The following is a 26,877-nucleotide window of genomic DNA, read 5'->3' on the forward strand; positions in this document are numbered from 1 at the left end:
GCTTACCTCGTTGCCGCCGCCTGGAAGGCACGTTCCAGATCGGCAATCAAATCTTCACTGTCTTCAATACCCACGGAGATACGCAGCAGGCTCTCGGAAATACCGGCCGCCGCACGGGCTTCTGCCGCCATACCTGCATGGGTCATGGTCGCTGCATGCGAGATCAGGCTTTCTACGCCGCCCAACGATTCTGCCAGAGTAAACAGCTCAAGGGCAGACAGAAAACGGCGCAATAGCGCTTCATCACCGTCCAGTTCAAAGCTGAGCATCGCGCCAAAACCGCGTTGCTGACGACGTGCAATCTCGTGCCCAGGGTTCTGTGGCAGAGAAGGATGATACAGCTTTTTCACCAAGGGTTGCTGCTGTAAATAACTGACAATAGCTTCGGCGTTTTGTTGCGCCGCCTTGATACGCGGCGACAGGGTACGCATGCCGCGCAGCAACAAATAGCTGTCGAACGCGCCGCCGGTCACGCCGATATTATTGGCCCACCACGCCAGCTCCACCGCCAGATCTTTATCTTTGGCGATCACCGCGCCGGCGACCACGTCGGAATGGCCGTTAAGATATTTGGTGCAGGAATGCACCACCAGATCGGCACCCAGCCCGATGGGTTGCTGCAGCGCCGGGCTGAGGAAGGTGTTGTCCACCACCGTCAAGGCCCCCACTGCGTGTGCCGCATCGCATATCGCCGCAATATCCACCACCCGCAGCAGCGGGTTACTTGGACTTTCAATCAGCACCAGCTTGGGCTTTTGCGCCAACGCCTGCTGCAGCGCCTCTTCATTCCCCTGATCGACAAACAGCACGCGGTAAGCGCCACGCTTGCTGAGGCTATCGAACAACCGGTAGCTGCCGCCGTAGCAATCATGCGGCGCCACCAGCAGATCGCCGGGCTGCAGCAATACGGTGGTCACCAGATGGATCGCCGACATTCCGCTGCTGGTCATCACCGCACCGGCACCGCCTTCCAGTTCCGCCAGCGCACGCTGGACCACGTCACGCGTCGGGTTACCGCGGCGCGAGTAGTCATGAGCGCGAGGCTGATTGAAGTCGGTAAAATTATAGGTGCTGGAAAGGTGGATCGGCGGAACAACGCAGCCGTACTGTTCGTCATCGTTCAGGCCGCTACGTACGGCAATCGTGGCAGGTTTACGCGTCATAGGGTCGCTCGGCTCTCGGGATTCGGATGAATGAGGCCTAAAGATTAATCGCAGCGAGGATAGACGTCAATACATCTGGACATCTAAACTTCTTTGCGTATAGATTGAGCAATGCCCTAATACCCGCTAAAATTATGCCGGTTTGATATGACGATACGATGTTAACCCGGAATGCATAGGCGACACCTATTGATCGTCCGCATTCAGTGACCCTGGTCGCGTATAATTGACATTTATTTAGTGAGAACAGTGAAGATCGGGCATAATTGGCCGGTTTTTAGAATTTTGTAATTTTTCTGACAAATTTAAGGTGTCCCATGGCTGAGTGGAACGGCGAGTATGTCAGCCCTTACGCTGAACACGGTAAAAAAAGCGAGCAAGTCAAAAAGATCACGGTATCCATTCCGCTGAAGGTCCTGAAAATCCTCACCGATGAACGGACCCGTCGCCAGGTCAATAACCTGCGCCACGCCACCAACAGCGAATTGCTGTGTGAAGCGTTTCTGCACGCCTTTACCGGCCAGCCGCTGCCGAACGACGAAGACCTGCGCAAAGAACGCAGCGATGAAATCCCGGAAGCCGCGAAGCTGTTGATGCGTGAATTGGGTGTGGATCCCGATACCTGGGAATACTAAGCGCCGGTCTGCGAAAGCAGACGGTAGAAACGAAAAAAGGCGCCGAAGGCGCCTTTTTCATCTGACGATAAGAAATCTTATTTCTTAGCGCCTGGCACGCTGAAACGCTTGTTGAAGCGGTCAACGCGGCCACCGGTAGCAACGTCACGCTGCTTGCCAGTGTAGAACGGGTGGCATTCGCCACAAACGTCCAGGTTCAGATCGTGACCCACGGTAGAGCGGATTTTGATCACGTTACCGCAAGAGCAGTTAGCAGTAACTTCTTCGTATTTTGGGTGGATACCTTGTTTCATGGGAAACCTCAGTTAAGGCCGTGTCGCTATCCAGCCCTGTTTCGCCAGACACCACACGTGGTTGATAATAAAATTTGGTATCGAATTATACCAAAGGCGGCAAATTATACAGAATTAAAAGTACCACGCAATCGGAACCGTACATTTGCCGATGCGCCGTGTAAACTGATGGACTGTTTTTTTACTCTGGATGACCTCAATGCCTGTTGTTCACGTTGCTTTGCCGGTACCCCTCGCCCGCACCTTCGACTATCTGCTGCCGCAAGGCCTGCAGCCTGCGGTCGGCGCGCGCGTAGGCGTTCCCTGGGGCAAGCAGCGGGCGATCGGTATCGTCACCGGCTGCAGCGAAACCAGCGAATTGCCGCTGGATAAGCTCAAACCGATCGACAGCGTGATCGACGACGCCTCCTTATTCTCCTCCAGCCTGTGGCGTATTCTTCGCTGGGCCAGCGACTATTACCATTACCCGATCGGCGAAGTGCTGTTCCACGCGCTGCCCATCCTGCTGCGTCAGGGGAAGGCGGCGGAAACGGCCCCGCTGTGGCAATGGTTCGCGACCGAACAGGGCCGCGCCACGCCGCCGGAAAGCCTGAAGCGCGCCCCCAAACAACAGCAGGCGCTGGCGGCATTGCTGCAACGCCCGGTTTATCGCCACCAGGTCAATGAACTGGCGTTAACCGAGAGCGCTTTGCAGGCCTTGCGCACCAAGGGGCTGGTCGATTTACGGGCCCAGACGGTAGCAACGCAAGACTGGCGGCCCGGCTTTGAAGTGCTGGGCGAACGGTTACGATTGAACACCGAGCAGGCAACCGCCGTGGGTGCCATCCGCAGCGAAGATACTCAGTTCGCCGCCTGGCTGCTGGCCGGGGTCACCGGCTCCGGCAAAACCGAGGTCTATCTCAGCGTGCTGGAAAACATTCTGGCTGCCGGCAAACAGGCGCTGGTGCTGGTGCCGGAAATCGGCCTGACGCCGCAAACCATCGCCCGCTTTCGCGAACGCTTCAATGCGCCGGTAGAGGTGCTGCACTCCGGTCTTAACGACAGCGAACGGCTGTCGGTGTGGTTGCGCGCCCGCAGCGGCGAAGCGGCGATTGTCATCGGCACCCGCTCGGCGCTGTTTACCCCGTTTGCACGCCTGGGCGTGATCATCATCGACGAAGAGCACGACAGCTCTTATAAACAGCAAGAAGGCTGGCGCTACCACGCACGCGATCTGGCGGTGTTTCGCGCCCGCGAGGAAAACATCCCGATGGTGATGGGCTCCGCGACGCCGGCGCTGGAAACGTTGCACAACGTGCAATTGGGCAAATATCGCCAGTTGAAACTCACCCAGCGTGCGGGCAACGCCAAACCGGCGGCTCAGCACCTGATCGATCTGAAAGGCCTGCCGCTGAAGGTAGGGTTGTCGCAGCCGTTGCTGAAAAGCATGCAGCACCATTTGAAGGCCGGTAACCAGGTGATGCTGTTCCTTAACCGTCGTGGCTACGCCCCGGCGTTGCTGTGTCACGAATGCGGCTGGATTGCCGAATGCCAGCGCTGCGATCATTACTACACCTTCCACCAAAACCAACGTCAACTGCGCTGCCACCACTGCGACAGCCAGCGCCCGGTACCGCACCAGTGTCCGCAGTGCGGTTCGACGCACCTGGTGTCGGTGGGCGTCGGCACCGAACAGTTGGAAAACGAACTGGCGCCGCTGTTCCCGGAAACGCCCATCACCCGCATCGATCGCGACACCACCAGCCGCAAGGGCTCGCTGGAACAGCACCTGGCGGATATTCACCGCGGCGGTGCGCGTATTTTGATCGGTACCCAGATGCTGGCAAAAGGGCACCATTTCCCGGATGTCACGCTGGTGGCCTTGCTGGACGTTGACGGTGCGCTGTTCTCGGCCGACTTCCGTTCCGCCGAGCGTTTTGCCCAGTTGTATACCCAGGTTTCCGGTCGTGCCGGCCGGGCAGGTAAAGCCGGCGAAGTGTTGCTGCAAACCCATCATCCGGAACATCCGCTGCTGCAAATTCTGTTGCAACAGGGCTACGACGCCTTTGTCAAACAGACGCTGGCAGAGCGCAACAGCGTATTCCTGCCACCCTATACCAGCCACATCATTGTCCGTTCGGAAGATCACGACAACCAACAGGCTCCGCAATTCCTGCAGCAATTGCGCAATCTGCTGGAAGCCAGCCCGCTGAAGGACGATTCCCTGTGGGTGATGGGGCCGGTTCCCGCGCTACAGTCAAAACGCGGCGGCCGTTTTCGTTGGCAGTTACTGTTGCAGCACCCTTCACGGCAGGTGTTACAACGGCTGATGAAGAGCACCCTGCCGTTAGTCGGTACCCTGCCGCAGGCACGCAAGGTGAAATGGACGCTGGACATCGACCCGATAGACAGCTGAACCCAGAAAAGTCTGATTCAGTTCCTGCCAGGCAAACGTTTACCCTTGAAATTGCGAGCGAACGCTAAAAAACCTCCTCAGGTCACACTTTTTATGCAAATTAGGTAACAAAGGCAGGACATATTCTGTTTAGAATGTCTGTGAAGGCAATTTTGTCACCGCTGCACTACCGTGACCGAATGTTTAAGCGCGGATGGCGCTAAATCATAACAACTCCACCGCACGCCAGAATTTGTGAGCAAACTGAAGTAGTCGCGTTGGCATGGGGCTAACGCAAGGAGAAAGGCGTTGGAACACAAGAAAGAATTATCCATGGCAACCATGAAAGACGTTGCCGAAATGGCGGGCGTTTCAACGGCAACCGTGTCGCGTGCGTTGATGAATCCGGAAAAGGTGTCAACGCCGACGCGTCAGAAAGTGGAACAGGCCGTGCTGGCCGTAGGCTATTCTCCTCATGCCCTCTCCCGTAATATCAAACGCAACGAATCCCGCACCATCCTGGTGATCGTCCCCGACATTTGCGATCCCTTTTTCGCCGATGTGATCCAGGGGATCGAGCAGACCGCGGCACAACAGGGTTATCTGGTGCTGATTGGCGACTGCGCGCAGCAAAACCAACAGGAACGCACCTTCGTCAATTTGATTATCACCAAGCAAATCGATGGCATGCTGCTGCTCGGCTCCAACCTGCCGTTCGACGCCAGCAAGGAAGAACAACGCAATCTGCCGCCGATGGTGATGGCCAACGAGTTTGCCCCGGAGCTGGAACTGCCGACGGTACACATCGATAACCTGACCGCCGCCTTCGAGGCCGTGCATTATTTACATCAGCTCGGACACAAGCAAATCGCCTGTGTCGCCGGGCCTGAACAGATGCCGTTGAGCCATTATCGGCTGCAAGGTTACATTCAGGCGCTACGTCGTAATGGCATTAGCGTCGAAAGCAGCTATATTACCCGAGGTGATTTCACCTACGAAGCTGGCGCGCAGGCGCTGGCGGCGCTGATGGCGCAACCAAAACCACCGACGGCAGTCTTCTGCCATAGCGACGTAATGGCGATTGGCGTGCTGTCGCAGGCGAAAAAAATGGGGCTGCGGGTACCGCAGGACCTCTCCATCGTCGGCTTTGACGACATTAAACTGGCGCAGTATTGCGATCCGCCGTTAACCACGGTGGCTCAACCGCGCTACCAGATTGGCCAGCAGGCAATGCTGTTGCTGTTGGAGCAGTTGCACGGACAGAACGTGGCCAGCGGCTCCCGGCTTTTGGACAGTGAATTGATTATCAGAGGCAGCACGGCTGCCCCTAAACGCTAGTCAAACATTTTAGGGTTCAGTAACATGACGGACTTATCCCCTCATCAGGACACAGCGGAATAATAGTGGCACAAAAAGACTATGTAAGCCGTGGGCGCGCAGCAGGAGCTAAGCGAAAAACCCCCAGCCGTAAAAAACGCAGTTCTCCGAAGGTCTCCAAAACCGTGTTGGCGCTGGCCGTCGCACTTCTGGTGATATTTGTCGGTGGCCTCTATTTCATTACGCACAACAAGCCGGATGACGTGCCGCTGCTGCCTGCGCACACCAATCGTCCGGGCAATGGCCTACCGCCGAAGCCGGAAGAACGTTGGCGTTATATCAAAGAGCTGGAGAATCGCCAGATTGGCGTACAAACCCCGACCGAACCGACGGCTGGCGGCGAAGCCAACTCCAAGACTCAGCTGACCGCCGAGCAGCGCCAACTGCTGGATCAAATGCAGGCGGATATGCAACAGCGCCCGACGCAGCTCAATGAAGTGCCGTATAACGACCCTTCACAAGCCGCTGCGCGTAACAACCGCCAGCAGCAACAGCAGATGCAACAGCAGCCAATCCAGCAGCAACAGGTCCAACAGCAGCCGCAGGTGACTCAGCCGCGTAATCCATTTAACAACGGTGCGACGACACAGCCGGTGCAGCAACAGCCTAAGCCGCAACCCAAACCGCAGCCGGTCACACCGCCGCCTGCGCAGGTTAAGCATCCTGAGCCAAAACCGCAGCCGAAACCGGAAGTGAAACAGGAAACGGCCAAGCAGGAAACGGAAACCAAGCCAGAATCGAAGCAGAAGTGGATGGTACAGTGCGGCTCGTTCCGCGCCACCGATCAGGCAGAATCCGTACGTGCGCGCCTGGCGTTTGAAGGCATCGAAAGCCGTATCACCGCCGGCGGAGGCTGGAATCGCGTGGTTCTTGGCCCATACAGCAGCCGGGCTGCTGCGGACAAAACCCTGTCGCGCCTGAAGGGCGTAGGCATGTCAAGTTGCATTCCCCTCTCCGTTGGGGGTTGAAAAGCGTCAATCCCCCCCCATCTATACTCTCAATATGCCTCGTAGTGTCTGCGCAAGCAGATGCTGCGAGGGCTTCTTTCCGTCTTCAACGAGGGTCTGCTCGTGACAACAATTGTAAGCGTACGCCGCAATGGCCAGGTAGTGATCGGTGGCGATGGCCAGGCCACCTTGGGCAATACGGTAATGAAGGGCAACGTCAAGAAAGTACGTCGCCTGTATAACGATAAAGTGATTGCCGGTTTTGCCGGTGGCACCGCGGATGCCTTCACGCTATTTGAGCTGTTCGAGCGCAAGCTGGAAATGCACCAGGGTCACCTGGTGAAAGCAGCCGTTGAATTGGCGAAAGACTGGCGTACCGACCGCATGCTGCGCAAGCTCGAAGCGCTGCTGGCCGTCGCGGATGAAAACTCATCGCTGATCATCACCGGTAACGGTGACGTGATCCAGCCTGAAAACGATTTGATTGCGATTGGCTCCGGCGGTCCGTACGCCCAGGCAGCCGCTCGTGCGATGTTGGAAAATACCGAGCTGAGCGCCCGCGAAATTGTTGATAAATCCCTCAACATCGCCGGTGACATCTGTATTTACACCAACCATTTCCACACCATTGAAGAATTGCCTTCCAAAGCGTAAGGATCGAATACTATGTCTGAAATGACCCCGCGCGAGATCGTCAGCGAACTGGACAGCTACATCATTGGCCAGAACAAAGCCAAACGTGCCGTTGCCATCGCCCTGCGTAACCGCTGGCGCCGGATGCAGCTCAACGAGATGCTGCGCCATGAAGTCACACCAAAGAACATTCTGATGATCGGCCCGACCGGCGTCGGTAAAACCGAAATCGCCCGCCGTCTGGCGAAGCTGGCCAACGCGCCGTTCATCAAGGTTGAAGCCACCAAGTTCACCGAAGTGGGCTACGTCGGTAAAGAAGTGGATTCCATCATCCGCGATCTGACCGATGCCGCGATCAAAATGGTGCGCCTGCAGTCAATCGACAAGAACCGCACCCGTGCCGAAGAGCTGGCCGAAGAGCGTATCCTCGATGTGCTGATCCCGCCGGCCAAGAACAACTGGGGCCAGGCGGAAGAGCATCAAGAGCCTTCTGCTGCACGTCAGGCATTCCGCAAGAAACTGCGTGAAGGCCAGTTGGACGATAAAGAAATCGAGATCGATCTGGCTACCGCGCCGATGGGCGTGGAGATCATGGCTCCTCCGGGCATGGAAGAGATGACCAACCAGCTGCAGTCGATGTTCCAGAACCTCGGCGGCCAAAAGCAGAAACCGCGCAAGCTGAAGATTAAAGAAGCCTTCAAACTGCTGGTGGAAGAAGAAGCGGCCAAACTGGTGAACCCGGAAGAGCTGAAAGAACAGGCGATTGAAGCGGTTGAACAGCACGGCATCGTGTTTATCGACGAGATCGACAAAATCTGTAAGCGCGGCGGCCAGAGCTCCGGCCCGGACGTGTCACGTGAAGGCGTTCAGCGCGATCTGCTGCCGCTGGTGGAAGGCTGTACCGTCTCCACCAAGCACGGCATGGTGAAAACCGATCACATTCTGTTTATCGCCTCCGGCGCATTCCAGACCGCCAGCCCGTCAGATTTGATCCCGGAACTGCAGGGCCGCCTGCCGATTCGCGTTGAATTGCAGGCGCTGACCACCGAAGATTTCGAGCGCATCCTGACCGAGCCAAGCGCGTCGCTGACCGAGCAGTACAAAGCGCTGATGGGTACCGAAGGCGTCAATATCGACTTCACCGCCGATGGCATCCGCCGCATCGCAGAAGCCGCATGGCAGGTTAACGAAAGCACCGAAAACATCGGCGCGCGTCGTTTGCACACCGTGCTTGAGCGTCTGATGGAAGATATTTCCTATGATGCGAGTGAAATTAATGGTCAATCCATTACAATTGATGCGGATTACGTACGTAATCATCTGGATGAACTGGTAGCGGATGAAGATTTGAGTCGTTTTATCCTATAATCGCTCAATCATGTCCAGTCAGTCATCTGTGGGAGGCATTGCCTCCCACAATTATTTCTAACGGACACAGCCACTAACTCTGAAGCGAAAAATGAGCTCATCAACTACCACCTCCCCGGCCAGAGCCTGGCTTGAAAGTTTACGACCGCGCACCCTGCCGCTGGCCTTTGCCTCGATCGTCGTCGGTTCCGCCATTGCCGCCTGGCAAGGCAGCCTGAAACCCGGCGTGGCGCTGCTGGCACTCCTGACTGCTGGCCTGCTGCAAATCCTCTCCAACCTGGCGAACGACTATGGCGATGCGGTAAAAGGCAGCGATAAAGAAGATCGCATCGGGCCGTTGCGCGGCATGCAGAAAGGCATGATCACCCAGGCACAAATGAAGCGCGCGCTGGTGGTGACGGTAGTGTTGATCGCGATTGCCGGCTGTTCATTGATCGCCGTGGCCTGCGAACAACCCAGCGACGTGGTGGGCTTCCTGGTGCTGGGCGGGCTGTCTATCGTCGCCGCCATTACCTATACCGTCGGCACCAAACCCTATGGCTATCTGGGGCTGGGTGACATTTCGGTGCTGGTGTTCTTTGGCTGGCTGAGCGTGGCAGGCACCTACTACCTGCAAACCCATGCGTTCGACAGTATCGTGATGTTGCCGGCCACGGCCTGCGGCCTGCTGGCCACCGCGGTGCTGAACATCAATAATTTGCGCGATATCGAAAGCGACCGCGCCAACGGCAAAAATACGCTGGCGGTACGCCTTGGGCCACAGAATGCACGCTATTACCACGTGGCGCTGCTGATCGGCGCAGTAGCCTGCTTCGCGCTGTTCACGCTGCTTAACCTGCATAGCCCGTGGGGCTGGCTGTTTGTCCTGGCTATCCCGTTACTGGTGCGCCACGGCCTGCGCGTGTTACGCGATCCAACGCCGGCAGGCATGCGCCCGATGCTGGAACATATGGTCAAAGCGGCGCTGTTGGCCAATGTGTTGTTCGCGATTGGCGTGGTGCTCAGTTAGCCATCGAACTGATGATTTTGCCAACAGGGCGGATAAAGGGATATACTGGTTATTCCAGCGGCAAACAGACGTAAAATCCTATGAAATACGATACTTCCGAACTTTGCGACATCTATCATGAAGAGGTAAACGTTGTTGAACCTCTATTCTCCAATTTTGGCGGGCGTACTTCATTTGGCGGGCAAATCACTACGGTGAAATGCTTTGAGGATAACGGCCTGTTATTCGAGCTGCTTGAAGAAAACGGTCGCGGCCGTGTTCTGGTGATTGATGGCGGTGGTTCGGTTCGCCGTGCCCTGATCAACGCAGAACTGGCGCGCCTGGCTACCCAGAACGAATGGGAAGGCATCGTGGTTTACGGTGCGGTACGCCAGGTGGACGATCTGGAAGAACTGGACATCGGCATTCAGGCGATGGCGGCCATTCCGGTCGGCGCAGCCAGTGAAAGCATCGGCGAAAGCGACATCCGCGTAAACTTTGGCGGCGTGACCTTCTTCTCCGGCGATCATCTGTATGCCGACAACACCGGTATTATTCTGTCCGAAGACCCGCTCGATATCGAGTAATCTTCCGACATGAAAAAGGGCGCCTCAGGCGCCCTTTTCGATCGTGCAATACGGAATCAGACTTCTTCCATTTTGCCCAACAGCGCGCGCAGGCGGTCTTGCCATACGTGCTGCTCTTCTTTCAGTTGCTGGTTCTCGCGTACCAGCGATTCCTGGTTGCCGGAGGCAGCCTGAACTTCCTGAGACAGAGTATTGTTTTTTTCTTTCAGCTCTTCAATTTCCATCTGCAGCAGGGTGATGGTATCGATCGCCTGCTGAACTTTTGATTCCAATTTCTCAAATACTTCAAATGACATTCTTCAGTCCCCTCATGATAGCAAGGCGTACATCTATAGGTAACGGCCGCAACTCAGGTTGCAACTGCTGCGAATATGCATCGCGCCAAGTGACACACGCTTTTATTGAAAATAACGCGCCTGTCTCGATAAAACGCTTCTTTCGATAAAAACGATTGTAAGTAGCCTGTCCCCGGCTGTCTAGCAACATCCGGCTCATCGCGCAGTCTGTTGCAATTTTCCTGCCCCCACCATCAGCAAAAACCGAAAATGCCTCTCGGTCATAAATTGATTTGTTAACAGTCGGGGATAAAAGCACTGGTCAGATCACAGTTTTATGGAGCAGAAAGAACACAAAACGACGCGAATTCGCTCAATTTTATGACGAAGCACACACATTTTGATTTCGCTATTTCTCGTTTATGTTCGTTAACGATAAATTTACATCACGTCCTCAATTAATAATTGGACGAGATGAAAAAAACTGTACCCCTAGGACGGATCGATACACCTTCCGAGCCTATAAACCTATAACCGCCGTTTTGCAGGACAACAACATTATGAGCCAAACCACCAGTCCGACCCTAAAAGGCCAGTGCATCGCTGAGTTCCTCGGCACCGGTCTGTTGATCTTTTTTGGCGTAGGCTGCGTTGCCGCGCTGAAACTGGCAGGCGCCAGCTTCGGCCAATGGGAAATCAGTATCATTTGGGGCCTGGGCGTCGCCATGGCCATCTATCTGACCGCTGCCATCTCCGGCGCGCACCTCAACCCGGCCGTGACCATTGCGCTGTGGTTGTTCGCCTGCTTTGACGGACGCAAAGTACTGCCTTACATTGTCGCGCAGATCGCCGGAGCCTTCTGTGCAGCAGCCCTGGTCTACGGGTTGTACTACAACCTGTTCTTCGATTTCGAAGCGGCCAATCATATGGTACGCGGCAGCGACGAAAGCCTGGCCCTGGCCGGCATCTTCTCTACCTACCCGAATGCGCACATTTCCGTTGGCCAGGCGTTCCTGGTTGAAACGGTCATTACCGCAATCCTGATGTGCCTGATCCTGGCACTGACCGATGACGGCAACGGCATCCCGCGCGGCCCGCTGGCCCCGCTGTTGATCGGTATTCTGATTGCCGTGATCGGCGCCTCTATGGGACCATTAACCGGCTTTGCGCTGAACCCGGCGCGTGACTTCGGCCCGAAAATGTTCGCTTATCTGGCCGGCTGGGGCAAAGTGGCCTTCACCGGTGCACGTGATATTCCGTACTTCCTGGTGCCAATCTTTGGTCCAATCATCGGTGCCTGCCTGGGTGCCTTCGGCTACCGCATGCTCATTGGCCGCAATCTGCCGTGTGACGTTTGTGTAGACGAAGAGCAACCCGCCGCCAAGGCCCAGCAGCGTAAAGCGTGATTGGCACAGTTTTAAAACGGTTAACAACAGCAGGACTAAGATCATGACTGTAGAAAAAAAATACATTGTCGCTCTCGACCAGGGTACCACCAGTTCACGTGCCGTAGTGCTCGACCACGATGCCAACATTGTTGCGGTATCCCAGCGCGAGTTCACGCAGATTTACCCAAAAGCCGGCTGGGTTGAGCATGATCCTATGGAGATCTGGTCATCACAGAGCTCCACGCTGGTGGAAGTGCTGGCGAAAGCCGATATCAATTCCGATCAGATCGCCGGTATCGGCATCACCAACCAGCGTGAAACCACCATCGTCTGGGAAAAAGAGACCGGCAAACCGATTTACAACGCCATCGTCTGGCAATGCCGCCGCACCGCCGACATCTGCGAAAAGCTCAAGCGTGACGGCCTGGAAGAGTACATCCGTCACAATACCGGCCTGGTGGTTGACCCATACTTCTCCGGCACCAAGGTAAAATGGATCCTCGACAACGTTGAAGGCGCCCGCGAACGCGCCAAACGCGGCGAGCTGCTGTTCGGTACCGTCGATACCTGGCTGGTGTGGAAAATGACCCAAGGGCGGGTGCATGTGACCGATTACACCAACGCCTCACGTACCATGATGTTCAACATCCATGAGCTGGATTGGGATGACCGCATGCTGGAAGCGCTGGATATCCCACGCGCCATGCTGCCTAAAGTCCGTCCTTCTTCTGAAGTGTATGGCCAGACCAACATCGGTGGTAAAGGCGGTACGCGTATTCCTATCGCCGGTATCGCCGGTGACCAGCAGGCGGCGCTGTACGGCCAACTGTGTGTTCAACCGGGCATGGCGAAAAACACCTACGGTACCGGCTGCTTCCTGCTGATGAACACCGGTAAAGAAGCGGTACGCTCAAGCCACGGCCTGTTGACCACCATCGCCTGCGGCCCACGCGGCGAAGTGAATTACGCACTGGAAGGTGCTGTGTTCATCGGCGGTGCTTCTATCCAGTGGTTGCGCGACGAACTGAAACTGATCAGCGATGCGGCCGACTCCGAGTACTTCGCCACCAAGGTGAAAGACAGCAACGGCGTGTATGTGGTCCCGGCCTTCACCGGCCTGGGCGCTCCTTACTGGGACCCGTATGCCCGTGGCGCGATCTTCGGCCTGACCCGCGGCGCGAACAGCAACCACATCATCCGTGCAACGCTGGAATCCATTGCGTATCAGACGCGCGACGTGCTGGATGCCATGCAGGCAGACTCCAATACCCGTCTGCAATCGCTGCGTGTGGACGGTGGCGCGGTCGCCAACAACTTCCTGATGCAGTTCCAGTCAGACATCCTCGGTACCCGTGTCGAGCGCCCTGAAGTGCGTGAATCGACTGCGCTGGGTGCCGCATTCCTGGCAGGCCTGGCTATCGGCTACTGGAATGACCTGGATGAAGTGAAGAGCAAGGCGGTTATCGAACGCGAGTTCCGTCCAAGCATTGAAACCACCGAGCGTAACTTCCGTTATAGCGGCTGGAAAAAAGCGGTTGCCCGCGCACAAGCATGGGAAGAGCACGACTAACGCTGTTTTGCTTTGTTACCCTGATCACGCGCTGCCTTCGGGCGGCGCGTTTTTTTTGCCCCGCCCTCGCCGTCGCCCGCTGTGATAAACTTTGCCGATATTTTCTTCCTTTCTCACAGACAGGTTTTGCCATGAAACGTGAATTAGCCATCGAATTTTCCCGTGTTACCGAAGCCGCCGCGCTGGCGGGCTACAAATGGCTGGGACGCGGCGACAAGAATGCCGCCGACGGCGCCGCAGTCAACGCAATGCGCATTATGCTCAACAAAGTGGATATCGATGGCCGCATCGTGATCGGCGAAGGCGAGATTGATGAAGCACCGATGCTGTATATCGGCGAGCAGGTCGGCAGCGGTCAGGGCGATGCGGTAGATATCGCGGTCGACCCGATTGAAGGTACCCGCATGACCGCCATGGGCCAGCCCAATGCATTGGCGGTGCTGGCGGTCGGCGATCGCGGCACCTTCCTGCACGCGCCGGACATGTATATGGAAAAACTGGTGGTTGGCCCGGCGGCACGCGGCGCTATCGATCTTAACCTGCCGCTGGCGGAAAATCTGAATAAGGTGGCGGCCTGCCTGGGCAAACCGCTGACTCAACTGACCGTGGTCATTCTGGCCAAGCCGCGTCACGACGGCGTTATCGCCCAGATGCAACAACTCGGGGTTCGCGTATTTGCCATTCCTGACGGTGACGTAGCGGCTTCTATTCTGACCTGTATGCCGGACAGCGAAGTCGACGTGATGTACGGCATCGGCGGCGCGCCTGAAGGGGTGATTTCTGCCGCGGTGATCCGCGCATTGGATGGCGATATGCAGGCTCGCCTGCTGCCACGCCATCAGGTGAAAGGCGACAGCGCCGAAAATCGCCGTATTGGCGAAGAAGAGTTGGCACGCTGCAAAGCGATGGGCATCGAAGCCGGCAAAGTGCTGGTGTTGGATGACATGGCGCGCAACGACAACGTTATTTTCTCCGCAACCGGCATCACCAAGGGCGATCTGTTGGAAGGCATCAGCCGCCAGGGAAATATGGCCACCACGGAAACCCTGCTGATCCGCGGTAAATCACGCACTATCCGCCGCATTCGTTCGACCCATTATCTGGATCGCAAAGACCCGGCGCTGCACGAGTTCCTGCTGTAATGAAACAGGGCGCCGATTGGCGCCCTCAGACTGCTGACAAAGCCCGTTATTAGGGAGAGCGTGCCGATGGGGTCGTAGCGGCTTGCCCGCCGACCCATTTGCCGGGAGCAAATGGGAACGACTTCCAGTCGGCCCGTAGGGTGGGACACAAGGATGTGTCCCATAATGGCCCCTCGGTGCGCTAGGCCCGAGTATCTCGGGTCCACAGACCACTTTGTCATCAAACTCCCTACACGCTTTATGCGGTATGGCCCTGATGCTGCATTCGATTCGACAGCGGCCACCAGCACAGCAATATCAGCAGCGCCATGGCAAACATCAGCAGACCGAGGCTGAACTGCCCGGTTTGCGGCAGCATGGCAGAAAGCCAGGTCGCCAGGCCAGACCCCATATTCTGCATACCACCGACCAATGCCCCCGCCGCGCCGGCCAGATAGGGGAACGGCTCCATCGCACCGGTGGTGGCCAACGGGAACATCATCCCCGCGCCGAAGAAGAACAGCGCAGCCGGCACAATCAGCGTCCAGATGTTCATCACCCCAAACCAGCCCGGGATCCACATCATCAGACCCGCCAACAGGCAGCTGATAACCGAATGCCACACCAGAGTATGGAAGGTTTTACCGTCGCGACCAGCATACCAGGCGCCAAAGAACGCCGCCGGGATCGGCAGAATAAACAGCAGACTGACGGTCAGGCCACTCAGACCCAGCACGCCACCCATCAACACGCCACAGCTGGCTTCAAATACGGCGATCCCCGCCAGCGCACCAATCAGCATGACCAGATAACAACTGAACGTGCCGTCAGCCAGCAGCTTGCGGAAACTTGCCAGCATACGCCGCTTTTCGGTTTGCTGCGGCCGGGTTTCCGGCAGCCAGCGGAACATGGAGAAGGCTACACCGGCGCACAATACCAACAGGAAGGCATAACAGGCGCGCCAACCAAAGACCATCGCCAAAGCCCCGCCGATGATCGGCGCCAGCAGCGGACTCACCAGGATGCCCATGTTAAGCAGGCTATTGGCATACCGCAGCGAAGTGCCGGCATACAGGTCACGCGGCATGGTACGCGCCATCACCCCCGCCACGCCGGTGCCCATACCCTGAATGGCGCTGGCAGCAACCAGCATCGTCAGGCTGTTGGACAACAGCGCGCCCAGGGCCCCCATCAGGAAGATCATCATCCCGGCCAGGATCACCGGACGGCGGCCTATGCGGTCCGACAACGGGCCGTAAATCAGCTGCGAGAACCCGTAGGTCATCAGATACGCCGCCATCACGCGCTGCACTGCGCCGGAGCGCACCGACAGATCCTTGGCGATATCAGCAATAACAGGAACATAAATGGTTTGTGCCATCTGACCGACGGCCACCAACAGGATAAGCATCACCAGCAGGTGAAAGTTTTCTATTTTTCTCATTATCTTCGTTAACGTTTTAACTCGTCACAGCGTCCCGGTATGGCCCCACTTTCAGCCAGAACGGCGAGCAGCCCTCTATGGCGGCATAAGCTAACAAATCTGATTTTTTTAGCGAGTTTCAGACAGATATTGATCTGCGTCACAGTGGCAGCAAAGGCAACCAGCCTCGTAAATTAAACTGTACGTCTACCGCTTAAGGGTTAAAAAGGGTAAATTTTCAGTAGTTTAGCTTTAGCATTTAATCGATAATTATTTTCATCATCTTGAAATAAAATAACACCATAGGGATTTGGATTATGAAGACACCAGAGCTGATTTTATTGCAGTTAAAAACCCTGGGGCCACACTCCGCCAAAATGCTGGCCGAGCATCTGGATATCACCCCCATGGGCATTCGTCAGCATCTGCAATCCCTGGAAAAACGTGAGCTGGTTTGTTACGAGGAAGCGCGCACCAAAGTGGGCCGTCCGACGCGCTACTGGTCGCTGACCCATGAGGGACACAGCCGGTTCGCCGATGGTCACGATACTTTGGCGACGACGTTGTTGGATTCCGCCCATCAGCTGTTTGGCACTGAAGCGGTTGAACAGTTACTCAGTGCGCGCGAAGAAAAACTTTATCAGCGCTATGCCGAAGAGCTGTCGGAAGAGACTTGTCATCAGGCGAAACTCGCCCGGTTAGTGCGTCTGCGGCAACACGATGGCTATATGGCCGAACTGCTTGAGCATCCGGAGGGCACATTGCTGGTGGAAAACCACTGCCCCATCGGCGTAGCGGCCACCGCCTGCAGCAGCCTGTGCAACTCGGAGCTGCAGCTGTTTCACCGCCTGTTTGGCCACGGCTATCGTATAGAGCGTACTGCGCATGCTATTTCCGGCTCACGACATTGCGCTTATTTGATTCGACCATTGGAGCTTTAGAGTATGGCTGATTGGGTTAATGGCAAGGTTACGCAAGTCAAACAATGGACCGACGGGCTGTTCAGCATTATCGTCGACGCCCCCATAGATCCCTTTATTGCCGGGCAGTTTGCCAAGCTGGCGCTGGAAGTTGACGGCGAACGCGTGCAGCGCGCCTATTCTTACGTCAACGCCCCCAGCGATCCGAATCTGGAGTTTTACCTGGTTACCGTGCCGGAAGGCAAACTGAGCCCACGGCTCAATCAGCTACGGCCGGGTTCGGACGTGATGGTGACCAAAGAGGCCGCCGGATTTTTCGTGCTGGACGAGGTGCCGGAATGCGACACCCTGTGGATGTTGGCCACCGGTACCGCCATCGGCCCTTACCTGTCGATTCTGCAGGAAGGCAAAGGCCTGGAGCGCTTCAAAAACCTGGTGCTGGTGCATGCCGCACGCTTTGCGCGCGATCTCAGCTACCTGCCGCTGATGCAGCAGTTGCAACAGCGTTACAATGGCAAACTGCGCATTCAAACCATCGTCAGCCGTGAAGAAGTCCCCGGCTCGCTGACGGGACGCGTACCCGCGCTGATTGAGGATGGCCGGCTGGAAGCGGCGGTAGGCTTGACCCTCGACGCCGAAACTGACCACGTCATGCTGTGCGGTAACCCGCAAATGGTACGCGATACCCAGCAAACGCTGAAAGATCAGCGCCAGATGCGCAAGCACCTGCGCCGCAAACCGGGCCATATCACCAGCGAACACTATTGGTAATTGATAGCCTCTGGTTTTAATCCGCGCCGAACTTAACGGGTTTGGCCGGCGGACCAAAACGATTATCCTCGGGCGTGCCGACAAACGCGCCCAAATCGATCATCATCATCACAATGATCAACGTCGGGATAAAACGCCCCACGCCCCACTGCCAAACCGGCGCCAGCATTTGCCAGTTACCCGCCGCCAGCAGCCAAGCCACAATCAGTAACAACGCCCACCAACCGGCTTTATTGCGGTCATGCAAACGCTTCACCAGCACCGCCGCCGTTGGCCACAGCAGCCCAACGATAAAAAAGGCGATGGTTTGGATATCCACCAGTTTATTGCTGGCGAGTGAAAAAGCCACCGCCATCAGCACTACCCACAGCACCATCCAAATCCAGAAATCACGCCGCCCAATACGACCCTTAAACGAAAAACACCACTGTTGTATTGTCATTGAATCCTGCGTTGTTTGCCTGCCCATATTCTGCCGTGCAGTGTAACATAGGCGCTGCCGGGCGAAGATTTCTGCCCTGCATTACGCGGAGTAACGCACAGCTTTCTTGTCAGCGAGCGATAATGGCGCGGGATCTTTGACACCCCCCTCTGTTCTCGCTTTAATCGGAGCCATCTTTGTCATTGATGCCGTGTATACCATGCTGAGAAAAACCATCGCCATTGCCTGCCTGTTGCTGGGCATCGGCAGCGCCTGGGCCGATCCGCCGGATGCCCCCGCCAACGCTTCGCCTACCGCGCCCTACCTGCTGGCCGGAGCGCCAACGTTTGATCTGACGGTGGTGAAGTTCCGCGAAAAATATAACCGCGATAACCCGACGCTACCGATCGGCGAATTCCGCGCTATTGCCACCACCGAAGACGATACGCCGCTGTTGACGCGCGCTGCCAGCAAGCTAAATGAAAATCTCTATGCCTCAACCGCGCTGGAAAAAGGCACCGGAAAAATCAAAACGCTGCAAATTACCCACCTGCCGCTACAGCAGAGCAACGAAGAAAAAGCCGCTCGCACCATTGCCGTCAGCTATATGGCCGCGTTGATGCGCCAGTTTGAACCGACGCTGACGGTGGAAAAAAGCCTGAGTAAAGTGGCCAACCTGCTGGAAAAAGGCAAAGGCCAGCGCTTTTACCAACAGCAGGTCGGTGCGATCCGCTATGTAGTGGCAGACAACGGCGATAAAGGAGTAACTTTCGCTGTTGAACCGGTTAAGCTGACGTTATCCGAGCCGTAACGGCAGGCTATTTAATGACAAAAAGCAAAGCCTTCGCGCTTAATCATCTCTATACTGTTGGGCAGGTAAACTGCCGGTCCGGCAGTGGTTATTTCGACTCTCGCGTTCCCTTGTTGGAGGAAAAAACATGCGTCATCCATTAGTTATGGGTAACTGGAAGCTTAACGGCAGCACTCACATGGTTAACGAACTGATCGCCGCTCTGCGCAATGAGCTGAGCAGCGTTGACGGTTGTGGCGTCGCTATCGCACCGCCTGTGATGTACCTGGACCAGGCGAAACACGCACTGGCCGGCAGCCGCATTGCTCTGGGCGCTCAAAACGTAGACGTGAACCTGTCCGGCGCATTCACCGGTGAAGTTTCCGCCGACATGCTGAAAGATATCGGTGCGCAATACATCATCATCGGCCACTCCGAGCGTCGTACTTACCACAAAGAAACCGATGCAGCGATCGCCGAGAAATTTGCCGTGCTGAAAAAAGCCGGCCTGATCCCAGTGCTGTGCATCGGTGAAACCGACGCAGAAAACGAAGCGGGTAAAACCGAAGAAGTTTGTGCACGCCAGATCGACGCCGTGCTGAAAACTCAGGGCGCAGAAGCCTTCAAAGGCGCCGTTATCGCTTATGAGCCAATCTGGGCTATCGGTACCGGTAAATCCGCCACCCCTGCGCAGGCTCAGGCAGTACACAAATTTATCCGCGATCACATCGCCAAACAGGACGCTGCAGTAGCTGCAGAAGTGATCATCCAGTACGGCGGTTCTGTGAACGATAAAAATGCCGCCGAGCTGTTCACCCAGCCGGACATCGACGGCGCGCTGGTTGGCGGCGCCTCACTGAAAGCCGATGCTTTCGCTGTGATCGTCAAAGCCGCTGCCGCTGCTAAAAAAGCCTGATTTCTTTCTCTGGCTGCTAAATAAAAAACCCCGGCTTGCCGGGGTTTTTTATTATTGTCATCAAGGCATCAGCGTTTGCTGATTTCGTCGAACACACCGCCGGTGGCGAAGTGTACCTTCTGTGCCTGAGTCCAACCGCCGAAGGTATCATCCACCGTGAACAGCTTCAGTTTCGGGAATTGCTCGGCAAACTTGGCCGCCACAGCCGCGTCACGCGGACGGTAGTAGTTTTTCGCCGCGATGGTTTGTCCTTCCGGCGTATACAGATATTTCAGGTAAGCCGTCGCCACATCACGGGTACCGCGCTTATCAACCACTTTATCCACCACCGAGACGGTCGGCTCCGCCAAAATCGATTCACTTGGGGTGATAATTTCAAACTTGTCTTTACCCAGCTCTTTCTCCGCCAGCAAAGCTTCGTTTTCCCAGGCGATCAGCACATCGCCAATACCACGCTCAACGAAGGTATTGGTTGAACCGCGTGCGCCGGAATCCAGCACTTCGACGTTCTTATACAGGTTTTTAACGAACTCCTGCGCTTTGGCCTGATCGTTATTGTTCTGGTGTAGTGCGTAACCCCAGGCCGCCAGATAGTTCCAGCGTGCACCCCCGGAAGTTTTCGGGTTCGGGGTGATCACCGAGACGCCCGGTTTAATCAGATCTGGCCAGTCGTGAATTTGTTTTGGGTTGCCTTTACGCACCAGAAATACAATGGTCGAGGTATAAGGTGCCGAGTTGTCCGGCAGGCGTTTGATCCAATCTTTATCGATGCGTCCGCGTTCGGCAATGGCATCCACGTCATAGGCTAGCGCCAGCGTGACCACATCGGCTTCAATGCCGTTAATCACCGAGGTCGCCTGCTTGCCGGAGCCGCCATGTGACTGACGTACCGTCACTTTATCGCCGGTCTGCTGCTGCCAATATTTACCGAATGCGGTGTTATATTCCTGATAGAACTCGCGTGTCGGGTCGTACGAAACGTTCAGCAGTTGGATATCTTTCGCCATGGCGCCGGACGCCAACAGCATTATTGTCAGACCTACACCCCATTTACGCATACGCATCGACTCGCTCTCCCAGGAAAATTAATCACAACCTCAATCGGTTGATTTAGCATCAGAGCCTGCCAGAAACTTTCCCGCCAATTAAAGAATAAAAAATGTTGGGCTAGACGATTATGGAATATAACTACCACGGGCATAAAAAAAGCCTCCGCGTGCGGAGGCTTCTCGAGCTGAATTAATGCGGGATCAGTACAGCTTTTTCGCTGTATCCAGCCAGTCGCCCTTGAACGGACGCTTCATGTTTTCGATCGCATCGATGATGTCGTGGTGCACCATCTTCTCGTTCTGGATACCGACGCAACGACCGCCGTAGCCCTGCAGCAGCAACTCAATCGCGTAAGCGCCCATGCGGGAAGCCAGAATACGGTCATAAGCTACCGGCGAGCCGCCGCGCTGAATGTGGCCCAGCACGGTCGCGCGGGTTTCACGCTTGGTTTCTTGTTCGATATGGCGAGCCAACTCATCGATATCGCAGATGTGTTCGGTGATCGCCACAATCGCGTGTTTTTTGCCTTTGGCAATACCAGCCTTGATTTCGCAGACCAGGTCTTCGCGGTTGAACTCGGTTTCAGGCAATACGATAAATTCACAACCACCGGCAATCGCCGCCGCCAGGGTCAGATCGCCACAGTAGCGCCCCATCACTTCAACGATGGAAATACGCTGATGAGAAGATGAGGTATCGCGCAGACGGTCAATAGCTTCCACGACGGTTTCTAGCGCGGTGAAGAAGCCGATGGTGTAGTCGGTACCGGCCACATCGTTATCGATGGTGCCTGGCAGGCCGATACAAGGGAAACCTTCTTCCGTCAGGCGTTTGGCGCCCATATAGGAACCGTCGCCGCCGATCACCACCAGCGCGTCAATACCGCGGTTTTTCAGATTCTCAATTGCCTTGGCGCGTACGCTGTCGTCTCTGAACTCAGGGAAGCGGGCTGAACCGAGGAAAGTGCCGCCGCGATTGATCATATCGGACACGCTATAGCGGTCCAATTGTTCCATGCGATCTTCGTACAAGCCAAGGTAGCCATCGTAAATACCAAAAACTTCCAGACCTTCCGAAAGTGCAGCACGCACAACGCCGCGGATTGCAGCGTTCATACCCGGCGAATCACCGCCACTCGTCAGTACACCGATTTTCTTGATCATGACTACCTCTGAACTGTAGATGCAATTTCTTAAGAATTCTGTATTCGCCGATTGTCTTGAAACCTCTCCGGCTGCAGAAAACCAGCTTTACGGCTTTATTGCTGGATATTATAGCAAAAACACCCAGCTGAATTGATTCAAGTCACGCAATATTGCGGTAAAAAAGCGTCATGGCACGCGGAGCTAATGCCGTTATCTATCCGCTGTGCGAGTTCCCGTTGTCCTGCATTAATTATAGCTCCCAACGCCCCTGTCGGCCCGCGGGCACTACAGAACAAGGATCCTGATGGATAAGAACATCAGCCCCCGGGAAACGGTGCAACAGCGCCTGTTCCACCTGTTCAGCCAGAATATGCGCCTGCATCAGCGGTAACGCATCGTCCATCTCCAGATGCAACTGAATAAAACGCGTCGGACCGGACTGGCGAGTGCGTAGATCGTGCGCGCCTTTGACCCCAGGCCATGAGGAGATCACGTCGATAATCGCCTGGCGCTCGTCGTCCGGCAATGCCCGGTCCAGCAGCGATTGCACAGCTTCATTGCCCATTCGCAGCGCGCTATAAAGAATGTAGACGCCGATTCCCAGTGCAAACAGCGCATCTGCCCGGTGAAAACCGTACCAGCTTAGCGCAAGCGCTATAAGAATAGCACCATTCATCATGACATCTGACTGATAATGCAGCATATCTGCTCGGACGGCCTGACTGCGAGTTTTTCTTACCACCCAACGCTGATAGGTGACCAACAGCAGGGTGCTGACCAACGCCACTATCGTCACGGCAATACCGATGCCAGGGTCACGCAAGGTTTCCGGTGAGTACAGATGCTGAAAACCGGTGAGAAACAAAAATAGCGCCGAGCCAGAAATGAACATGCTTTGCGCCAGCGCCGCCAACGATTCGGCCTTGCCGTGCCCGAAGGTATGCTCCTCATCGGCCGGCTGCAGCGAGTAACGTACCACCAGCAGGTTGGTCAGCGACGCGGCAATATCCACCAGCGAATCCACCAGCGCGGCCAACAGGCTCACCGAACCGGTGCGGTACCAGGCGACAATTTTGATCAGTAACAGCGTTGAGGCCAAAACGGTGGCCGCTAACGCGGCGGATTTAACCAAACGCGCATATTGCGGTTCCATAACCCATCCCGGTTAAACGTTCAGAGGGTCAGTATAACGGAATGGTGAGCAAAAAAGCCCTTCAGATAACCGCCGCCAACGTAGTGCATATCGCGAAGGGATGTCGCCATATCGATGCAAACAATCCGTGCGACCGGCGCTAAACGTCGTCATGGTCCATACTCTGTGGTTTAACCTTGCAGAGTTGCCTGGCGGGCTATCAAGCTGTAATTGATGGATAAAAAAAACCCCGCCATCATGGCGGGGGAAGACAGGGATGGTGTCTATGGCAAGGAAAAAACAGGGGACTACTCAGTCGTACTTAACTTCTGGGCAGAAGTTTGCTGCAAACCAGAAATCTGTTGCTCCATCTGCTGCATGCGCTGCTGATGTTTCTGGTCTAAAACGCTTTTTTGCTGTGGCGTCAGCAGGTTATACATTTGGTTGCGTACCCGGGCCATTTCGACCTGACGCTTAACCTGCTGCTGGGCCATCTGTTCCGCCTGGGCATACACGGCGGCTTCATCAAATTTGTCTGCGGTCACCAGCTTATGCATGGCTTCCATTTCAGCTACATTGACACCTGGCAGATCGTGGCGCGCCTGGCGCATTAAATCGCGCATTTGCTGGCGCTGTTGCTCAGTCAGGCTGACACCGTCAAACATGTGGTGTTGGCCAGGTGTTCTGGTGGTCGCATCGTTTCCGGGAGTCGGTGCAGTTTCCGATGTAGTGTCGGCAGCGAACGCAGCGGTAGAACCTATTGCCAGCATTGATGCCATAACTAATGCGGTCACCTTACGCATTTCAACTCCTCGTGCTTTCTCACTTTGCGAATCAACGAGGAGCAGTGTACTGCTGCACCTGCAAACATGCGTCAGTGCATGTAAAACTACGTAAAGTCATGGAATGCCAACAGTTGATGACGTATTTTGCGTCAGGAGGTAAAACATAATGAATAAAATTCTGTTAGTTGACGACGACCGCGAGCTGACCTCGCTGTTAAAAGAACTGCTTGAAATGGAAGGCTTTACCATCGTGGTTGCTTACGATGGCGAACAGGCGTTGTCGCTACTGGACAGCTCCATCGATCTGCTGCTGCTCGATATCATGATGCCGAAGAAAAACGGTATCGATACGTTGAAAGAGCTGCGTCAGCATCACCAGACGCCGGTCATCATGCTGACCGCTCGCGGCAGTGAACTTGACCGCGTTTTGGGCCTGGAACTGGGCGCCGATGACTACCTGCCAAAACCCTTTAACGATCGCGAACTGGTGGCACGTATCCGCGCAATTCTGCGCCGTTCCAACTGGAGCGAACAACAGCAGAATGTCGATACCGGCGCACCAACGCTGGACGTAGACGGCCTGCAGCTCAACCCGGGTCGCCAGGAAGCCAGCTTCGACGGCCAAACGCTGGATCTCACCGGCACCGAATTTACCCTGCTGTACCTGCTGGCGCAGCACCTTGGTCAAGTGGTGTCACGCGAACTGCTGAGCCAGGAAGTACTGGGTAAACGGCTGACGCCTTTTGATCGCGCTATCGATATGCACATCTCCAACCTGCGACGTAAGTTGCCGAACCGCAAAGACGGTCATCCGTGGTTCAAAACGCTGCGTGGTCGGGGTTACTTAATGGTATCTGCAACATGATCAACAGTTTGACGGCACGCATCTTCGCCATTTTCTGGTTCACATTGGCCCTGGTGCTGATGTTGGTGTTGATGGTGCCCAAGTTAGACTCCCGCCAAATGACCTCGCTGCTGGACAGCGAACAGCGGCAGGGGCTGATGCTGGAACAACACGTCGAGGCCGAGTTGCAAAACGATCCGGCCAACGATCTGATGTGGTGGCGACGCTTATTCCGCGCCATTGAAAAATGGGCCCCGCCAGGGCAGCGCCTGCTGCTGGTCACCAGCGAAGGCCGGGTGATTGGCAACATGCAGCGCAACGAAATGCAGTTGGTGCGCAATTTTATCGGCCAATCCGATAACGCCGATCATCCGAAGAAGAAGAAATATGGCCGTGTCGAACTGGTCGGCCCTTTCTCGGTGCGGGATGGTGAAGACAACTACCAGCTGTACCTGATCCGCCCTGCCAACAGCCCACAATCCGATTTTATCAACCTGATGTTCGACCGGCCGCTGCTGCTGCTGATCGTCACTATGCTGATCAGCGCCCCCTTGCTGCTATGGCTGGCCTGGAGCCTGGCAAAACCGGCGCGCAAGCTGAAGAATGCGGCGGACGATGTCGCACGTGGCAACCTGAAACAGCATCCTGAGCTGGAGGCCGGGCCACAAGAGTTCCTGGCGACCGGCGCCAGTTTTAACCAAATGGTCAGCGCGTTGGAACGCATGATGACCGCTCAGCAACGGCTGATCTCCGATATTTCGCATGAGTTGCGCACGCCGCTAACCCGTTTGCAGCTGGCCACGGCATTAATGCGCCGTCGCCACGGCGAAGGGCACGAGCTGGCACGTATCGAAACCGAAGCACAGCGCCTGGACTCGATGATTAACGATTTACTGGTGTTGTCGCGTGGGCAACAGAAAAGTGAGTTGGTGCGTGAGCGCTTGCTGGCCAACGAACTGTGGGCCGACGTGCTGGACGACGCCAGCTTCGAAGCAGAACAAATGGGCAAACAGCTGGAGATCACCTCCCCTCCCGGCCCGTGGACCCTGTACGGTAACGCCGGTGCGCTGGATAGCGCGTTGGAAAATATCGTGCGTAATGCCCTGCGTTATTCGAACACCCATATTGCCGTGGCGTTCAGCGCAGACAACCAAGGCATCACCATTGTGGTCGACGACGACGGTCCCGGTGTCAGCGCGGAAGATCGCGAGCAAATATTCCGACCGTTCTATCGAACCGATGAAGCACGCGATCGCGCATCCGGCGGGACAGGTCTGGGCCTGGCCATCGTAGAGGCAGCGGTTAACCAGCACCGTGGCTGGGTGAAAGCGGAAGACAGTCCGCTCGGCGGCCTGCGTCTGGTGCTGTGGTTACCGCTCCACCAACGCTGATAGCCTAAGACAGGCCGGTAAGATTTTGCTATTCTGCGCCCCTCGTCATGAGGGGCTTTTTACATGCTGAACATCGTTTTATTCGAACCTGAAATTCCACCCAATACCGGCAATATCATCCGTCTGTGCGCCAATACCGGTTTTCAACTGCATCTGATAGAGCCAATGGGCTTCCCGTGGGATGATAAACGCCTGCGCCGCGCCGGGCTGGACTACCATGAATTCGCCAGTATCCGACGTCATGCCGACTACGCCGCCTTTATCGCCAGCGAAAATCCGCAGCGTCTGTTTGCCCTGACCACCAAAGGCACCCCGGCACACAGCGCAGTCAGCTACCAGGCTGGCGACTACCTGTTGTTCGGACCGGAAACTCGCGGTCTGCCCGCCGAGATCCTTGACGCCTTGCCGGCACAGCAGAAAATCCGCATCCCCATGCAGGCACAAAGCCGCAGCATGAACCTGTCCAATGCTGTCGCGGTAGTCGTGTACGAAGCCTGGCGGCAGTTGGACTACGCGGGCGCGCTGATTAAGTCTTAATCAATGACAACCGCTCCTGCGGAGACGATAATA

Annotated in this window: 27 protein-coding genes; 18 read left to right on the plus strand and 9 right to left on the minus strand. The window is 55.9% G+C overall.

The window, feature by feature from the left end; translation table 11 throughout:
- Positions 1–2 precede the first annotated feature (2 nt).
- The gene (metB, locus tag M2407_RS24555; protein WP_020837533.1) at positions 3–1,163 is read right to left on the minus strand and encodes a cystathionine gamma-synthase; all 1,161 of its coding nucleotides are present in this window, start codon (positions 1,161–1,163) and stop codon (positions 3–5) included.
- A gap of 317 nt (positions 1,164–1,480) precedes the next feature.
- Between metB and metJ the strand changes: the two genes are divergently transcribed.
- On the plus strand, positions 1,481–1,798 hold the full coding sequence (gene metJ / locus M2407_RS24560; protein WP_012147461.1) for a met regulon transcriptional regulator MetJ: 318 nt from the start codon (positions 1,481–1,483) through the stop codon (positions 1,796–1,798).
- Between the two features lie 77 nt (positions 1,799–1,875).
- Here the strand turns inward: metJ and rpmE are convergent, their stop codons facing one another.
- Positions 1,876–2,091, minus strand: a complete 216-nt coding sequence (gene rpmE / locus M2407_RS24565; RefSeq protein ID WP_012147462.1) for a 50S ribosomal protein L31 — start codon at positions 2,089–2,091, stop codon at positions 1,876–1,878.
- Between the two features lie 199 nt (positions 2,092–2,290).
- Here rpmE and priA point away from each other — a divergent pair, with 199 nt between their 5' ends.
- The 7 genes from priA (at position 2,291) to rraA (ending at position 10,365) form a co-directional block, all read left to right on the plus strand.
- Entirely contained in the window at positions 2,291–4,486 is a 2,196-nt protein-coding gene (priA, locus tag M2407_RS24570; RefSeq protein ID WP_259220103.1) for a primosomal protein N', read from the plus strand.
- A gap of 288 nt (positions 4,487–4,774) precedes the next feature.
- Entirely contained in the window at positions 4,775–5,803 is a 1,029-nt protein-coding gene (gene cytR / locus M2407_RS24575) for a DNA-binding transcriptional regulator CytR (protein WP_020837535.1), read from the plus strand.
- Positions 5,804–5,868: 65 nt separating this feature from the next.
- Positions 5,869–6,810 (plus strand): cell division protein FtsN, encoded by a 942-nt coding sequence (ftsN, locus tag M2407_RS24580; RefSeq protein ID WP_020837536.1) that lies wholly within the window; start codon positions 5,869–5,871, stop codon positions 6,808–6,810.
- A 102-nt stretch (positions 6,811–6,912) separates the two neighbouring features.
- Positions 6,913–7,443, plus strand: a complete 531-nt coding sequence (gene hslV / locus M2407_RS24585) for an ATP-dependent protease subunit HslV (protein WP_012147466.1) — start codon at positions 6,913–6,915, stop codon at positions 7,441–7,443.
- A gap of 12 nt (positions 7,444–7,455) precedes the next feature.
- Positions 7,456–8,790, plus strand: a complete 1,335-nt coding sequence (gene hslU / locus M2407_RS24590; protein WP_259220104.1) for an HslU--HslV peptidase ATPase subunit — start codon at positions 7,456–7,458, stop codon at positions 8,788–8,790.
- A gap of 91 nt (positions 8,791–8,881) precedes the next feature.
- Entirely contained in the window at positions 8,882–9,799 is a 918-nt protein-coding gene (locus tag M2407_RS24595; protein WP_020837544.1) for a 1,4-dihydroxy-2-naphthoate polyprenyltransferase, read from the plus strand.
- An 80-nt stretch (positions 9,800–9,879) separates the two neighbouring features.
- Positions 9,880–10,365 (plus strand): ribonuclease E activity regulator RraA, encoded by a 486-nt coding sequence (rraA, locus tag M2407_RS24600; RefSeq protein WP_020837546.1) that lies wholly within the window; start codon positions 9,880–9,882, stop codon positions 10,363–10,365.
- Between the two features lie 56 nt (positions 10,366–10,421).
- Here rraA and zapB read toward each other — a convergent pair whose 3' ends face one another.
- Positions 10,422–10,661, minus strand: a complete 240-nt coding sequence (zapB, locus tag M2407_RS24605) for a septal ring assembly protein ZapB (RefSeq protein ID WP_020837547.1) — start codon at positions 10,659–10,661, stop codon at positions 10,422–10,424.
- A gap of 539 nt (positions 10,662–11,200) precedes the next feature.
- Between zapB and M2407_RS24610 the strand changes: the two genes are divergently transcribed.
- The 3 genes from M2407_RS24610 (at position 11,201) to glpX (ending at position 14,740) form a co-directional block, all read left to right on the plus strand.
- Positions 11,201–12,046: an MIP/aquaporin family protein gene (locus M2407_RS24610; protein WP_020837548.1), complete on the plus strand. Its 846-nt coding sequence runs from the start codon at positions 11,201–11,203 to the stop codon at positions 12,044–12,046.
- Between the two features lie 43 nt (positions 12,047–12,089).
- On the plus strand, positions 12,090–13,598 hold the full coding sequence (gene glpK / locus M2407_RS24615; protein WP_020837549.1) for a glycerol kinase GlpK: 1,509 nt from the start codon (positions 12,090–12,092) through the stop codon (positions 13,596–13,598).
- Between the two features lie 131 nt (positions 13,599–13,729).
- Positions 13,730–14,740 carry a class II fructose-bisphosphatase gene (glpX, locus tag M2407_RS24620; RefSeq protein WP_020837550.1) on the plus strand — a complete coding sequence of 337 codons (1,011 nt, stop codon included), beginning with the start codon at positions 13,730–13,732 and terminating at the stop codon, positions 14,738–14,740.
- Between the two features lie 238 nt (positions 14,741–14,978).
- Here the strand turns inward: glpX and emrD are convergent, their stop codons facing one another.
- Entirely contained in the window at positions 14,979–16,163 is a 1,185-nt protein-coding gene (gene emrD / locus M2407_RS24625; RefSeq protein WP_128865472.1) for a multidrug efflux MFS transporter EmrD, read from the minus strand.
- Between the two features lie 296 nt (positions 16,164–16,459).
- Between emrD and M2407_RS24630 the strand changes: the two genes are divergently transcribed.
- Positions 16,460–17,083, plus strand: coding sequence for a metalloregulator ArsR/SmtB family transcription factor (locus tag M2407_RS24630; RefSeq protein WP_128865471.1), 624 nt, complete (start codon positions 16,460–16,462; stop codon positions 17,081–17,083).
- 3 nt (positions 17,084–17,086) lie between these two features.
- Complete coding sequence (fpr, locus tag M2407_RS24635; RefSeq protein WP_020837557.1) at positions 17,087–17,833, plus strand: ferredoxin--NADP(+) reductase; 747 nt, start codon at positions 17,087–17,089, stop codon at positions 17,831–17,833.
- Between the two features lie 16 nt (positions 17,834–17,849).
- On the opposite strand, the gene M2407_RS24640 is transcribed toward fpr, so the two are convergent.
- Complete coding sequence (locus M2407_RS24640; protein WP_041415101.1) at positions 17,850–18,275, minus strand: DUF805 domain-containing protein; 426 nt, start codon at positions 18,273–18,275, stop codon at positions 17,850–17,852.
- 199 nt (positions 18,276–18,474) lie between these two features.
- On the opposite strand from M2407_RS24640, the gene M2407_RS24645 reads away from it, so the two are divergent.
- Entirely contained in the window at positions 18,475–19,065 is a 591-nt protein-coding gene (locus tag M2407_RS24645; protein WP_020837562.1) for a DUF1454 family protein, read from the plus strand.
- Positions 19,066–19,192: 127 nt separating this feature from the next.
- On the plus strand, positions 19,193–19,960 hold the full coding sequence (tpiA, locus tag M2407_RS24650; RefSeq protein WP_041415104.1) for a triose-phosphate isomerase: 768 nt from the start codon (positions 19,193–19,195) through the stop codon (positions 19,958–19,960).
- Between the two features lie 68 nt (positions 19,961–20,028).
- On the opposite strand, the gene M2407_RS24655 is transcribed toward tpiA, so the two are convergent.
- From M2407_RS24655 to cpxP, 4 genes are all read right to left on the minus strand, one after another.
- Positions 20,029–21,018, minus strand: coding sequence for a sulfate ABC transporter substrate-binding protein (locus M2407_RS24655; RefSeq protein WP_046375108.1), 990 nt, complete (start codon positions 21,016–21,018; stop codon positions 20,029–20,031).
- A 192-nt stretch (positions 21,019–21,210) separates the two neighbouring features.
- A complete protein-coding gene (gene pfkA / locus M2407_RS24660) occupies positions 21,211–22,173 on the minus strand; it encodes a 6-phosphofructokinase (RefSeq protein WP_020837567.1) in 963 nt (320 codons plus the stop codon).
- A gap of 232 nt (positions 22,174–22,405) precedes the next feature.
- A complete protein-coding gene (fieF, locus tag M2407_RS24665; RefSeq protein WP_020837568.1) occupies positions 22,406–23,308 on the minus strand; it encodes a CDF family cation-efflux transporter FieF in 903 nt (300 codons plus the stop codon).
- Between the two features lie 287 nt (positions 23,309–23,595).
- Positions 23,596–24,090 (minus strand): cell-envelope stress modulator CpxP, encoded by a 495-nt coding sequence (cpxP, locus tag M2407_RS24670; protein ID WP_041415106.1) that lies wholly within the window; start codon positions 24,088–24,090, stop codon positions 23,596–23,598.
- 148 nt (positions 24,091–24,238) lie between these two features.
- Between cpxP and cpxR the strand changes: the two genes are divergently transcribed.
- The 3 genes from cpxR (at position 24,239) to trmL (ending at position 26,844) form a co-directional block, all read left to right on the plus strand.
- The gene (gene cpxR, locus M2407_RS24675) at positions 24,239–24,937 is read left to right on the plus strand and encodes an envelope stress response regulator transcription factor CpxR (protein WP_004953234.1); all 699 of its coding nucleotides are present in this window, start codon (positions 24,239–24,241) and stop codon (positions 24,935–24,937) included.
- Positions 24,934–26,307, plus strand: coding sequence for an envelope stress sensor histidine kinase CpxA (cpxA, locus tag M2407_RS24680; RefSeq protein WP_020837572.1), 1,374 nt, complete (start codon positions 24,934–24,936; stop codon positions 26,305–26,307). The genes cpxR and cpxA overlap by 4 nt, the downstream gene beginning before the upstream one ends.
- A gap of 63 nt (positions 26,308–26,370) precedes the next feature.
- The gene (trmL, locus tag M2407_RS24685; protein ID WP_020837573.1) at positions 26,371–26,844 is read left to right on the plus strand and encodes a tRNA (uridine(34)/cytosine(34)/5-carboxymethylaminomethyluridine(34)-2'-O)-methyltransferase TrmL; all 474 of its coding nucleotides are present in this window, start codon (positions 26,371–26,373) and stop codon (positions 26,842–26,844) included.
- The last annotated feature ends 33 nt before the right edge of the window (positions 26,845–26,877 follow it).

Source organism: Serratia sp. BIGb0234, assembly GCF_024809915.1.
In the GTDB taxonomy this organism is placed as follows: Bacteria; Pseudomonadota; Gammaproteobacteria; order Enterobacterales; family Enterobacteriaceae; genus Serratia; species Serratia liquefaciens.